12 protein-coding genes are annotated in these 13621 nt (G+C 44.2%); 2 read left to right on the top strand and 10 right to left on the bottom strand.

Translation table 11 applies throughout. The annotated features are described in order from the left end of the window. The first annotated feature begins 204 nt into the window (after positions 1-204). Entirely contained in the window at positions 205-1266 is a 1062-nt protein-coding gene (aroF, locus tag JGK22_RS29885) for a 3-deoxy-7-phosphoheptulonate synthase (protein WP_293174394.1), read from the top strand. A gap of 419 nt (positions 1267-1685) precedes the next feature. On the opposite strand, the gene JGK22_RS29880 is transcribed toward aroF, so the two are convergent. From JGK22_RS29880 to JGK22_RS29850, 7 genes are all read right to left on the bottom strand, one after another. After that, positions 1686-2285: a hypothetical protein gene (locus tag JGK22_RS29880; RefSeq protein WP_293208286.1), complete on the bottom strand. Its 600-nt coding sequence runs from the start codon at positions 2283-2285 to the stop codon at positions 1686-1688. Positions 2286-2287: 2 nt separating this feature from the next. Then, complete coding sequence (locus JGK22_RS29875; RefSeq protein ID WP_293208288.1) at positions 2288-3976, bottom strand: AAA family ATPase; 1689 nt, start codon at positions 3974-3976, stop codon at positions 2288-2290. Positions 3977-3993: 17 nt separating this feature from the next. Beyond that, positions 3994-5136: a DNA cytosine methyltransferase gene (locus JGK22_RS29870; RefSeq protein ID WP_293208290.1), complete on the bottom strand. Its 1143-nt coding sequence runs from the start codon at positions 5134-5136 to the stop codon at positions 3994-3996. 96 nt (positions 5137-5232) lie between these two features. Further along, positions 5233-6003, bottom strand: coding sequence for a Uma2 family endonuclease (locus JGK22_RS29865; RefSeq protein ID WP_293208292.1), 771 nt, complete (start codon positions 6001-6003; stop codon positions 5233-5235). 163 nt (positions 6004-6166) lie between these two features. Beyond that, complete coding sequence (gene hisS / locus JGK22_RS29860) at positions 6167-7441, bottom strand: histidine--tRNA ligase (RefSeq protein ID WP_293203569.1); 1275 nt, start codon at positions 7439-7441, stop codon at positions 6167-6169. Positions 7442-7626: 185 nt separating this feature from the next. Next, on the bottom strand, positions 7627-7905 hold the full coding sequence (locus JGK22_RS29855) for a hypothetical protein (protein ID WP_293193580.1): 279 nt from the start codon (positions 7903-7905) through the stop codon (positions 7627-7629). A 34-nt stretch (positions 7906-7939) separates the two neighbouring features. Next, the gene (locus JGK22_RS29850; RefSeq protein ID WP_293149481.1) at positions 7940-8215 is read right to left on the bottom strand and encodes a helix-turn-helix transcriptional regulator; all 276 of its coding nucleotides are present in this window, start codon (positions 8213-8215) and stop codon (positions 7940-7942) included. Between the two features lie 416 nt (positions 8216-8631). Between JGK22_RS29850 and JGK22_RS29845 the strand changes: the two genes are divergently transcribed. Continuing rightward, positions 8632-9612 (top strand): carbohydrate kinase, encoded by a 981-nt coding sequence (locus JGK22_RS29845; protein WP_293174407.1) that lies wholly within the window; start codon positions 8632-8634, stop codon positions 9610-9612. Positions 9613-10157: 545 nt separating this feature from the next. Here JGK22_RS29845 and JGK22_RS29840 read toward each other — a convergent pair. The 3 genes from JGK22_RS29840 to JGK22_RS29830 form a co-directional block, all read right to left on the bottom strand. Next, positions 10158-10646 carry a gluconokinase gene (locus JGK22_RS29840; protein WP_293314348.1) on the bottom strand — a complete coding sequence of 163 codons (489 nt, stop codon included), beginning with the start codon at positions 10644-10646 and terminating at the stop codon, positions 10158-10160. A gap of 127 nt (positions 10647-10773) precedes the next feature. Further along, positions 10774-11472 (bottom strand): aquaporin Z, encoded by a 699-nt coding sequence (gene aqpZ, locus JGK22_RS29835; RefSeq protein WP_293195630.1) that lies wholly within the window; start codon positions 11470-11472, stop codon positions 10774-10776. Between the two features lie 488 nt (positions 11473-11960). Beyond that, entirely contained in the window at positions 11961-13283 is a 1323-nt protein-coding gene (locus JGK22_RS29830) for a 3-isopropylmalate dehydratase large subunit (protein ID WP_293203568.1), read from the bottom strand. Positions 13284-13621 lie beyond the last annotated feature (338 nt).

Here is a 13621-nt window from a genome sequence, read left to right as displayed (position 1 = left end):
CTCGCGCTGAGTCCGAGTAACCGGGTTTCTATGGCAATTGACGTATTTTCACGAGATTTTACGCAGAAACCCGGTTTCTGAGTCTCTCGCGCTGAGTCCAAAAAAGTCCTTACGACAAACCAGTCGATCGCAATTCCATCTATTTTTATCACTAAATCCGTGTCATAATTCGTGTCTTAGCGCAACAGACCAAGGGAAAAAAATATGATTATTGTCATGAAAGCCGGCACTCCAGCGGCCGAGATCGATCGCCTAGACGAAGAACTCCGCACTAGCTGGGGTTTGACACCAGAAAAAATCGTCGGGCGTTACAAAACCGTCATGGGTTTAGTCGGCGACACCGTTGAGCTCGAACCGATGCAACTGCGGGAAATGAGCACCTGGATTGAAGAAGTGCTGCGCGTCGAAAAACCCTACAAACGCGCTTCTCTGGAATACCGCCAAGGTGAACCCAGCGCCGTAGAAGTTGCTACTCCTTTGGGAACTGTGACGATTGGCTTAAATCACCCGATCGCAGTCGTAGCAGGCCCTTGCTCGGTCGAAAACGAAGAAATGATTGTCGAAACGGCAATGCGCGTCAAAGCTGCTGGCGCTCAATTTTTGCGCGGTGGAGCCTACAAACCGAGAACCTCTCCCTACGCTTTCCAAGGACATGGCGAGAGTGCTTTGGGATTGCTGGCGGCGGCGCGGGAAGCTAGCGGTTTGGGAATTATTACCGAAGTTATGGATGCGGCCGACTTAAGTGCGATCGTAGAAGTAGCCGACGTAGTTCAAGTCGGTGCGAGAAATATGCAGAATTTCTCACTTTTGAAGAAAGTCGGAGCTCAAGACAAACCAATTTTGCTGAAGCGCGGCATTTCCGCCACCATTGAAGAATGGTTGATGGCTGCCGAGTATATCATGGCTGCTGGCAATCCCAACGTGATTTTGTGCGAGCGCGGTATTCGCGGCTATGACAGGCAGTATACGCGGAATACGCTCGATTTGTCGGCGGTTCCAGTGCTGCGGACTCTGACTCACTTACCGGTGATGGTTGACCCCAGTCACGGCACCGGTTGGGCGCAGTTTGTACCTTCGATGGCCTTTGCGTCGATCGCCTCGGGTACAGATTCGCTGATGATAGAAGTGCACCCGAATCCGAAAAAAGCCTTGTCTGACGGGCCGCAATCGTTAACACCGGATCAGTTCGACAAGTTGATGGAAGAATTGGCTGTAATTGGTAAAGTCATGAAACGTTGGCCGCAACCCGTGCCAGTTTTGGCATAGAAAGATCAATCAGTAGGTCATCAAAAACCGTAGTATCTACAAGGTACTATGGTTTTTTGCATTTACGCTCTACTCAGTGAGTTATATCGTGTGGGATCAATTACCCGCAGTAAGATTAGTTCGTAGTGCGGACTTCAGTCCGCTTTCATGGAGCGGACTTCAGTCCGCAGTTTGCTGTTTTTGTTTGTGATTTTACTGCTAAAATTAATGTTGATGTTGTCTGTTTGTAATCTTCTACTATAGCCTTTCTCAAATAAGTCAGGTATGCTCTATACCCCCTATGTCCTATGCCCTATGCCCATGCCTGACGATCACCGCACTGTTACTGAGAAAGGCAATATCACGCCAGGTAAATTTAATATGTTTCTCATCAACTTTTTCATGTTTTATTCCTGCAAAACTTGGTCGTGAACTCTTTATTAAAAATTTAGCACAATAAATACGGAAGAACCCTGTTTTTTAACAGCACGAGCGATTAAAGGTGCTTTCTTTTCTAATCCTTCTAAATTAAGTTCATTTTCTCGATACATCCGATACCACTCCTGACGTTGTTCAATCACCCATTCACTATTCTGAAGCTGTAACTTTTTGAGAGTAAATTCTGCTCGATCGCGATCGCCAGCAGGAACCGCATCAGTCAAAACCAACTGACAAGAAGGTAGGATAATCTCAAACCAATTATCTTCTACTTCAAACGGATCGAGAATTTGTCGATCGTAAGTTCCTTTGCAGCTATTTACCCGTTGCAAAGCATAGCGATAGTTTTTCCATTCATAAATCAAATGGCGGTTTTCTGGTTTACTTTTACTCAAATAATGATCCACAGTACCCATCCGACTCGGTATGTGCATCACCGAATAACCACAAAGATTGTGGAACTCTTTAGCTAATTGAGGTTTGAAGCTAGACCAAAAATCTTTTGGTTCTTTACCGGGATTTTTATCTAACCAATGATTCCCTGCTTTTCGCACCTGTTCCTCAAAATTCGTTGGTTCCGGTGGCGGAGTAAATCGCATCATCTTTACTCTACCTCGGTGCTGACAATCCATCGAGGCCAGAAGCGATCGTGTTCTGGTAAAACTCGCAGGAGTTCCTGATGAATTTGCTCTTTAGTTCTCAGGTATTCAGGAAAAGTTTCCATGCTGTCTCCTCGCATGAAGGTATATGCTGCATCAATCGCTATTTCTGCTTCGCGAGAACGCGCTTGTTTTAATCCAAAAATATCGGAAGTTAGCCACCCCACAGCATCCCCATGTTTTGTCCAAGGAACTTGATTAAGAGTTACATCTTTACCATGTAACTCAAACAAAAATAACTTATCTTGTTCCTCATCAAATTCAGGCTCGATTGAGGCAAGTACAAGAGGAGAATGAGTGGTCGCTATTAACTGAACTTGCATTTCATTTTTAAGACTTTTAACTACTTCTAATATCGCAGGAAGAATCGATCGTTGCCAAGCTGGATGTAAGTGAGCTTCAACCTCGTCTATTAAAAAGACTATTTGATCGATAGGTTCTTTCTGTCGTAACTTAGCTGCTTCGATATGTTCATGCCACGTCCACATTAGTATGTAAGCAAGTCCTAAAATTCGTTTTATTCCTGCTGATGCATAGATAATAGGCACATTTCCATAAGGAAAATTTAGCGTAGGAATATCACGGGTATCTTCTATAGAAACCCGTGTGGGCTTCCCAGGTTCCATCAATTCATCTTCATGAGAAGAAAGTTTTCTAATCATAGAAGAGAATATTTCAAATGTAGACTCTTCTCGCTGTCGTTGCCAATTGACCCAATCGTGAATTAAACCATTACATAGAACTTTATTATCGGTTCTTAAGCCATTCCAAAGATGATCGGAAGTAAAGTTATAGATACTGGACTGTTGACGAACCGGGTCAAAAACTGAAAATCCACCATCAACACGGACATAAATAATCAAGCTTCTTAACAAGGGAGGTACTCGCAGATTCAGCCATTTCTCATTTGAAAAACTAAAAAGGCTACGATATTCCTCAGAATCTCTCTCATGGCTCAACACAGAAGTAATTTCTGGTGTTTTTCCCTCTACCTGTTGAGGCCAAGCAGGTCGATCAACCCAGTTTCCAGTTAGCCCCCACCAAGCAATATCTAGCAAAAAAGTTTTACCAAGACCATTGTCTCCAGTAAACAAATTGATTCTTTCGCCGAATTCAACATCGAATTCTGGAGCTGTTCCAACCCATTTTAGGTGAAGTTCTTTCAGCATCTTATGGTGAATAGATCCATCAAATTCTAAGTAGTATTCAGAATCAGATAATTGATACAGACGGATATAGTCTCTACCATAGGCTTGAAGTGTCTGGCTTGTAACAGGTTCAAATTGTTTCAGGACACCACTTTTTTCTAGCTTGCCTTTAATCCAACGTCCTAAAATTTTTAAATCATCTTTGGATCTAAAGTTTTTGTGATTTGCTCCTTGAGTTTGGCAATCAAATGTTAAACCATCATCTGTATGAGCGAGAAAATTACCTTTTGGATAGATAGGATCGCTTATTGTTTTTGAATCCACAATAAGTTCAACTTCGTACCAATCTCTTGGGATAACTTTACCAGATTTATTCGCGCGCCCTTTGCCAAAAAAAGTATTGAGATTTGATTGCTGCTGTTTATCAACTCTTGATAATGATATGTCCACATAGGGTGTTTCTGGAGTTATGGTAGGTATGGACATTAAGTCACCTCACTTGACTAAACATTAATCGTAAATTGTAATTGCTGTTGAGAAGCCTCTGATTCTGCGTGTTCTAATCGTTCTTTAATTGACATTAATTGCAATTTTTTATTTAAATTGTATAAATCGATTTTCTGATAATCCTCTTGAAATAAGGGAATCAGTGATTCCACAACTTCAACTATGCCATCGGGCGGAACTGCATTGCCAATTTGTCTTCTTACTTCAGTAATAGAACCTTCAAAAACAAAATCATCGGGAAAACTTTGCAACCTTGCTCTTTCCCTATTTGTCAATGAACGGGGTTCGGGATAATGATATCCCCAAGTACCGCCACCACCACCAGCAATAATTGTAGCACAGGGTTTATCTGGATGAATTCGCCGATAAACGTGGCTGATCATGCCTTTCACATAGTATGGACTATCTTTGGGAATATCAGTAAAATTCCCTCCCGGTTTGATGCGACTCAAAATTTCAATGGTTCGTGGCTGAATTTTCTGATGTTCTTGATTATATTTGACTTTTTCGACATTTTTGAGTGCTTGGCCGGCAGTTCGATAAGGATAATTGCGATTTTCACCGTATTTTGGCTGAGGATGTACAAAGTTAAATCCTGTATCCATGCGAATGCCAACTAATAATACTCTTTGGCGAAATTGGGGGACTCCGTAATCCGCAAAATTGTATAGTTTTGGTTTGACCAAGTAGCCGGGAGCGATACTTTCAAAGTCGGAAATTATTTGTTTGATTGCTTGATAATTATTGGCGCTTAATAAGCCTTTGACATTTTCTGCTACAAAAGCTTTTGGCTGTTTTTTATTAACAAAATCTAGAAAGTATGTGTATAAATTGCCTCTGGTTCCTTCCAGTCCTGGACGTTTCCAAATCATGGAAAAGTCTTGACAAGGAAATCCTCCTATACATATGTCTGCATCTGGAACTTGGGTAATGTCTATATTTTCTATGCTGTCGTTGACGATGACATTGGCGATATTTCTGCTGAATGTTTTGCAGGCGTATTTGTTGGAGTCGATCGCCCAAACCACCTCAAATCCGGCTTTGTGGAATGGCAAATCCATGCCGCCACAACCTGAAAACAATGATATCAGTTGCGGTTTGGTTTTCCAGGCGATCGGCTTGAGACGTTCGATTAACATATTAGTTCGCAGTAGGACAAGGGCTGGCTGAATGCCGGCACCACAAGATAGTAATTATACCAAAATATAGTCGAATTCGACTATATTTTGATAATTTCATTCTTCATCGTCTAACTCGATCCCAGCTTGACGCAATTTTTCTGCTAGTCTTTGGGCGCGGACACTTTCGCGATCGGCCCGTTGCCGTTCTTGTTCAGTTCGTTCTTCCGACCACAACAATAACTCGCCTGCTGCATTCCACCACCTCAGCCAACAGCCTGTTCTCCCTTCGTGGGTTCCTTCCCAAATACCTAAAAATAGGTCTAATCCGGGTATCCAATAACGCCCGTTTTCATCTGTTTTTTGTAAGTTATAGTGCTCTGATTCCAAAGCATAAACTTCTAAACGAGCTGTTTTCGCTCGAAATATGACGTATCTCGGTACTTTGATTACTTGCTCATAAAAAAACCATTTTCCCACCCGTGAGGTAAATTCTACAGAGTATTCTTCTCCGTAGGTTTCTGAGAGAAATTCCATCACGATTTGAGGAATTGTCCCTTCTGTATGCGGCGTGTAACTGCGGCGAACTTGCGAGACATTTTTGGGATTTACGGGTTTGATGTACATCCAGTCGGGCGCTTTGCAAATAGTTCGCTGTTCGTCGGTGGCTGCTTCTGGGAAACTTATGCCGGCACAAAGGGCAAAGTTGGAAACTATTAAGGCATCCTGGATTAATTCGGGAAATTCTGTTAGTGGCTGGCGTAAAGCTGCGGCTAACAATGGTTGGCTTTCATCTTCCACGGGGTCATCTGGTAGTTGGAAATCTTCTGGTAGTAGCGGCCAGGTGATTGTGAGCTTTGTGGCTGAGTTTTTAGTTGCTACAAACATAGTTTATCAGAGGTTAAATGTTTTAATGGTTAAATTATATCTTTTGGTTTTGGGGATTAATGTTAATATTGTTCGTAGTAAGGACTTTAGTCCTTATCTTCAGAGATTGAGGACTAAAGTCCTTACTACGAACCTTAAGAGTTTACTTTTCGATTCGATCGCCCTACGCAGCTTTTATCTTCTGTTTGAGCTCATCTGTCATGGCTAGCAGTTCAGATTGCCCGATCGCACTTTGTTCGCCACTCGCCAACCACTTCAATTGTACAGTCTCGCTTTCAGCTTCCGCATCCCCCAAAACCAAACACGCAACTGCACCACTTCTGTCAGCTCTTTTGAACTGTTTCCCGAAAGCACTGCCGCTCAAATCTATCTCTACACTAAAGCCCGCACTCCGCAATTTTTGAGCCAACAATACCGATTGCTGTTCGGCTTTATCGCCCCGGGATACCAAATAGAAATCCAACTGCGGAACGGGCAGAGGTTGCAATTTTTGCAGCAGGATAATCAACCGCTCAACACCCATAGCCCAACCGACTGCTGCCGTATCCGGGCCGCCCAATTCCTTGACTAAACCGTCGTAGCGGCCGCCTCCACAAACAGTTGCTTGCGCTCCCAAATCCTCGGAGATAATTTCAAAAGCGGTGTAGGTATAGTAATCTAAACCGCGCACCAATCTCGGATTTAACTGATAGCTAATTCCTAAACTTGTGAGCATTTGCTGCACTTGCTCAAAGTGATCTCGCGATTCCTCACCCAAATATTCCAAAATGCTCGGCGCACCAGCAACAATTTCTTGAGTGCGCTGATTTTTGCTGTCCAAAATCCGCAGCGGATTGCGAGTCAAGCGATCTTGGGAATCCGCATCTAATTCGTCTTTGTACGGTGTAAAATAATCAATCAACGCTTGCCGATAATTTTGTCTGTCTTGCTTATTTCCGACAGAATTGATATCGAGGCGCAAATTTTTTAAGCCGATCGCTTGCAGGATATCACAGGCGATCGCAATTACCTCGACATCTGCACGGGGATCTGCACTCCCCAATACTTCCACGCCAATTTGAGTGAACTGTCGCTGTCTGCCTGCTTGGGTGCGTTCGTAGCGAAACATCGGCCCAGTATACCACAGACGCTGCACGTCACCAGCCGCGTACAAACTGTTTTCAATAAAAGCTCGCACTACTCCGGCGGTGCCTTCTGGGCGCAAAGTAGTCGATCGATCGCCCTTATCTTTAAAAGTGTACATTTCTTTGCCCACAACATCGGTAGCTTCGCCGATGCCGCGTTCAAATAAAGATGTTTGTTCAAAAATTGGCGTCCGAATTTCTCGATAAGCCGCTTTTTTTAAGATATTTCTAGCGACTTCTTCTATATTTTGCCAATATTGAATTTCAGCGGGCAAAATATCCCGCGTTCCCGGTAAAGTTTTAATTGCACTCATTTTTTTAGTCAGTTGTCAGTTGGCAGTTGTCAGTTGTTGGTTGTTGGTTGTTATTTGTTATTTGTTACTCGTCATTTTTGAGCTGGTGATTTTTATTTGTGACTTCGTATTAATTGCTATTTGGCTCGAATGACAAACAACCAATAACAAATAACCAATAACAAATAACTAATAACTAATAACTACTAACTTAATAATTCCCAAGCTCCGTAGCGATCGCCATAATAAGCCAAAATGCGATCGACCCGCTCGCGGCAGGCCAAATCGAACCCATCAGGATACTGTATCCACAAACCCCCAACTTGGCTGTCGCTGTAATCAAACCGCTGCGACTGCTGCGGAATCAAACCGGTTTCCACCCCTTCAACTTGACGCAAATGGGCTGCCACTTCGCGATACACCGCCAGCGGCAATCCCGGGCATTGAATTTGATAGCGGAGTTGTTTTTCTTGTGCCGTTTGCATCATTTCTTTGCCTGTCCCCAACCATAACCCCTATTTAAGATACTTCTTTATCGATCGGCCCCGGTAGAGGGCAGCAGTTAATATTCTCCATACATACCTTCCCCCACTGCAAAGCCCAGCGCACCAGCGAAACTCGATTGTCAGCGGGCGTCTTGTTCAAGATATTGCTAATGTGGTTGTCAACAGTACGCTTGCTAATCTCTAACTTCTCAGCAATTTTCTCATTGGTCAATCCCGCCGCTACTAACTCTACCACTTGCAATTCTCTGTCCGACAGGGTGACAGGGGTGCCAGAGACGCTCCCGTTCATAAATTTTTCCTATGTGTGCATATTTACCTATATACAATTCTAGAGGATGAGGGATCTAGTATGAAGAGAAAATTAAATTGGCCCGGGCACGGGATCACCAACTCGCTTGCAGAATCGCAGCAAGATGTGTAAACCCAGCCTTGCACGTGGGGTAGCGGATGCTAGATTTACCTGCGCGCACTGGAAATCCGCGCCCAAAAAACCGCAGATGTTGGCACGTCAAACTACTGATACGCCCGCGCTGTACTTGTGCGTTGAGCGGGTAACTGCCACTATCAGTAAGTCTGATATTATAGGAGCAGCTATTACAAAATAGCTGGCAATTTTCCCTACTGGGAATCTAGGTAGAGATAATTATTGACCAGTCTGGTGCTAGTCTAAAATCTAAAATCTAAAATCTAAAATCTAAAATCAATATGACTTATCCTCGCGTTTTGTGTCTGGGTGAAATTTTATTTGATTGTTTAGCAGACAAACCAGGAGTATCTCTAGAAGAGGTAGAATCTTGGACGGCATATGCTGGCGGTGCTCCTGCTAATGTTGCCTGTGCTTTAGCTAAATTGGGGACGGCGGTGGGATTTATCGGTGCTGTAGGTGGGGATGAATTGGGGGAGTCTCTGGTGCAGGTATTGCAAGAATCAGGGGTTGATATCGCTGGAGTGCAACGCCATCCGAGTGCGCCGACGCGGCAAGTTTATGTCTTGCGGAATGAAGCGGGCGATCGATCTTTTGCCGGTTTTGGTAAAATGGATACTGCGGATTTTGCCGACACCCGCTTCCAGGCTGCCCAAATACCCGAGGCGCTGTTTGAAAATGCGGAGTTTTTAGTGCTCGGCACTTTAGAATTAGCTTACCCTGAAAGTCGAGAGGCGATCGCCAGAGCGATCGAACTAGCAGAACGTTACGACGTTAAAATTATACTTGACATCAATTGGCGTCCGGTGTTTTGGCCAAATCCAGACGAAGCAAAAGCACCCATCATACAACTATTAAAAAAAGTAGATTTTCTTAAGTTATCTGACGACGAAGCCGAATGGTTGTTTGGAACTAGCGACGCTGGAGCTATTACCTACCGTCTCGATTCTGTAGAAGGCGTTTTGGTGACGGCGGGCGATAAAGGTTGCGGCTATTGTCTCTCGCAAAATGAAGGAAAAATCCCCGCTTTTGCAGTAGATGTTGAGGATACAACAGGTGCCGGCGACGGGTTTGTTGCTGGTTTTGTGCGGCAGTTGTGCAAGTATGGAATTAAGAATTTAGCAGATCCAGAAATTGCCCAAAACATTGTAACCTATGCCAGTGCCGTGGGTGCGATGACGGCGATGAAGCATGGGGCAATTGCAGCGCAACCAACTGCGGCTGAAGTAGAAGCTTTCTTGTATTTGTACAACAAAAATTAGCACACCAAACCTCTATAGGTTCGTAGTGAGGAATGCGAGTCCTCTTCAAACAAGATAGGACTAAAGTCCAATACGGTTCACTTAAGATCGATCCCCCTAACCCCCCTTAAAAAATGGGGAAAAATAAAGCTCTTAAAGGGGTGCATCTCATTTTTGAAAATATACTCGTAGGGGCGAAGCATTTCGGCAGTAAATCTCTGATTCTGGTTCATAAATTATGTGCCGAAATGCTTCGCCCTTGCCAAAATGAGATGCACCCTCTTAAAGTCACCCAACTATCAGGGAGATTTAGGGATTTCTCCCAGTATAAGAGTCTGGGTACATCTGGTTTGTGAAGAGGGCGAAGCATGACCGCATATAAGTTATTAGTTATAATTCTATATTGATTGCGGTCATGCTTCGCCCCTACGGATATATTTGCCTTGCGCCAGATGCACCCAAGAGTCTTAAGTCAACTGTATTGGACTAAAGTCATCACTACAAACCTGGACTAAAGTCATCACTACAAACCTGTTCTCACTACAAACCTGTTTGATTGTGGGCAATTAAGCGCAAATCAGATCGTTTTTAATTTGGCGTACCATTAGCTCTAGCTGCTGCGAAGCATCTATAATAATTGCATTTTCAGGTTCTTCGAGAGTAGCGAACTGACTTGACAGCAAGTCTACTTTCATGTAGTGATTTTCGCGAGTTTTTAACCGGGCTGCGAATAGCTCAAAATCACCTTTGAGATAAACTATTTTCATTTGCTGCTTGTCTCGAAAGAGCATTTCGCGGTAAGATGCTTTGAGGCCAGAACAAGCTAACACGACATTTTTATTTTCCAACAGCCACCTGTCTATTGTACCTTGCAAGTGCAACAGCCAAGGCAGGCGATCGGCATCTTCTAAAGGAACGCCCCGACTCATTTTCTCTATGTTTCCTGGCGGGTGAAAATCGTCGGCATCGCTAAAATCCCAATTGAGAGATTCCGCTAGCAACTTGCCAACAGTAGTTTTACCCGAACCGGAGACTCCCATCACCATAATAATCATCGCGCCCCTTTACCGAATACTTAGGATTCGATCGAGTTGTGCGATCGACAAACCGAGTTTCTCAAGTTTTCCGATCGCTCCTGCACCAGAAAAACTTCAAGAAACCCAGTCTATTTCTAATTCTAGATCAAATTTCTTCCATAGTCGGTCTAATGAAATTATAAGCCAAAACACCGATAATTCCACCAATCACCGGGAATACAATAAACGCCCACAACTGTTGGATTGCCCATGTTCCTTGAAAGAGTGCCACACCAATACTTCTAGCCGGGTTGACGGAAGTATTGGTGATGGGAATTCCGACTAAGTGAATCAACACCAACATCAAGCCGATCGGAATTCCGCCCAAACCGACAGGATATTTGGGATGGGTAGTACCCATGATGGTAAATAATAGAAAAGCCGTCAGTACAATTTCCGTCAAAGCTGCTGCCAAAAGTCCGTAACCCGTGGGAGAATGTTCTCCAAAACCGTTAGACGCAAATCCCGAAGCCGCCGCATCAAAACCAGGTTTTCCTGATGCTATCAGATACAAAACAAGACCGCCTAAAATTCCGCCGACAATCTGACCTCCTATATAATAAGGAAGCAAAACAGCATCGATCAGTTTAGCAACTACTAAGCCGATGCTTACCGCTGGATTGATGTGGCATCCAGAGATAGGCCCGATCGTATAAGCCATGACTAAGAGGGACAAGCCAAAGGCGATCGACACTCCCAAAAAGCCGATTTTGTCTCCAGCTAAAACTGCACTGCCGCATCCACCTAATACCAGCACAAAAGTGCCTAAAGCTTCAGCAACTCCAATTTTTATCTTTTTGTTCATGCTCACACTCTCTAAAGTTTTAGGGTTAATTATGCACCCTGACTAACCTGCAAGTCTAAAAGTTAGAGTTACAAATTGTTTCCACCAGCGCAATCATACTAATAGAAACCTTTAGCAATGTCTAACTCTAATTTCTAGAAATTGTATAGATTTAACTGAGATTGCGGAATTTGAAATCAATAAAGTCTGCTCAAATTTACTACCTTATGCAAAGAATGTCAACACTTAGCTGATTTTTTGTATCAATTGTGCGATTTAATTGTCAACACTTAGATTTTTTGTATAAATTGTGCATCTAGTAGTTATTCAATTCAGAATAATTTACTTGGGTTATTGCCTAAGTTTGCGATCGCGATTTTACTGATTGTTGCTGTGCAAGCCGATCGCACTTACAGCTAAAACATCCGCGCCAACAGGCTTAAATTCATCCCGTAGGGTATACCACAAGCACCTTCTGGGGTTGTGGCACACCACACACAAACTACTTTCTAACGCAGGAATTCGCGCGGATCTGTGACGTGTCCAGTCAGCGCCGAAGCCGCCGCCGTGTAAGGCGAAGCTAGATAAACTTGTGCTTCTTTGTTCCCCATCCGGCCGGGGAAGTTGCGGTTAGTTGTAGACACGCAAATTTCCGGTTCGTTCATCCGCCCGAAAGTATCTTTTGGCCCGCCCAAACAAGCGGCGCAAGAAGGTGCGGCTGGTTCGATGCAGCCGGCTGCTAAGAAGATTTCCGAAAGCGTTTGACCGTCGTATTTGGTGACAAATAAATCTTCGTAAACTTTCTGAGTTGCCGGTACTAAATACGTCGGAACTTTGACTTGATTTCCTTTGAGAATGCGGGCGGCACTCAAAAAGTCGGAGGTTTTGCCGCCCGTGCAGGAACCGATGTAAACTCGATCGATCTTGACATCGCTGCAATTGCGGGCCAAGTCGCGGTTGTCGGGGGAGTGCGGTTTGGCGACGACTGGTTCTAATTTACTGACATCGTAGGTGCGATCGCTATAAAACTGAGCGCCCTCATCGCTGTAAAATGCCTCAAACGGCACATTAGTGCGAGGATTAACGTAATCAAACGTGGTTTTGTCCGCAGCCACCGTGCCATTTTTGCCACCAGCTTCAATCACCATATTGCACAGCGTCATCCGTTCTTCCATCGTCAAACGTTCCACTGTATCGCCCGCAAATTCCATCGATCGATAGTTAGCACCGGCAACGCTGATATCGCCTATAATTTGTAAAATCAAATCTTTTGCTAACAAATAATCTGGCAATTCGCCGTTGAGCACAAACCGCATCGTCGCCGGCACTTTAATCAGCAATTTGCCGGTTCCCATGATAAAAGCCGCGTCGGTATTGCCGATACCGGTGGCAAATTGTCCGAAAGCACCGGCATTGCAAGTGTGGGAATCTGTACCGAAAAGCACTTCGCCCGGGCGCGTGTGGCCTTCTTGGGCGAGGGCGATGTGGCAAACTCCTTTATAGTCGGGGTTAGCTTTGAAGTTCGATCGATCCGTGATGTCGTAAAAGTATTTTATCCCTTGTTCTGCGGCAAAATCGCGGAGAATATCGACGTTGCGGTTAGCGCGTTCATCGTTAGTGAAAATGTAGTGGTCGGGAATTAAGACGATTTTGTCGGGATTCCAGACTTTAGCATTATCGCCGAATTCCTTTTTGAATACGCCAATGGTGCCCGGCCCGCAGACATCGTGGGTCATCAATACGTCTGTTTCTACCCAGATGTTGTCTCCGGGCTCGACTTTGGTGCGGCCCGATGCTTTGGCCAAGATTTTTTCGGTGATGGTCATTCCCATAGTGCGATCGCTCTTTTTCGTGAGATGCTACAAGTGTATTGTAAGCGAAACATTCCCTGTTACCGAGGATACTGACGCAGGAAGATGTCTCGGATGTACTTCCAACTTGAGAGAAGCGTCCAGTTCGATCGCAGTTTTCTATTGCATCTAATACAAATTGTAGGGCGAGCAATCCCCACCTTACGAAATTATGCGTAATGTTATGTGTTGTTAAATAATTCGAGTTAATTACTGTAGTTTAGGGCTTGCTGAAAAATCAATCACATATTGCGTGGCATAGGTTTAGATGGCGCGAGGGAGAAAAAAGTGCAAGATAAACAGGTAATATAGATCAAAAC

Source organism: Microcoleus sp. PH2017_08_TRC_O_A (assembly GCF_020738665.1).
Taxonomy (GTDB): Bacteria; Cyanobacteriota; Cyanobacteriia; order Cyanobacteriales; family Microcoleaceae; genus Microcoleus.
Note: the sequence above shows the minus strand (reverse complement) of the source record. Positions and strands in the feature narration are given on the sequence as shown.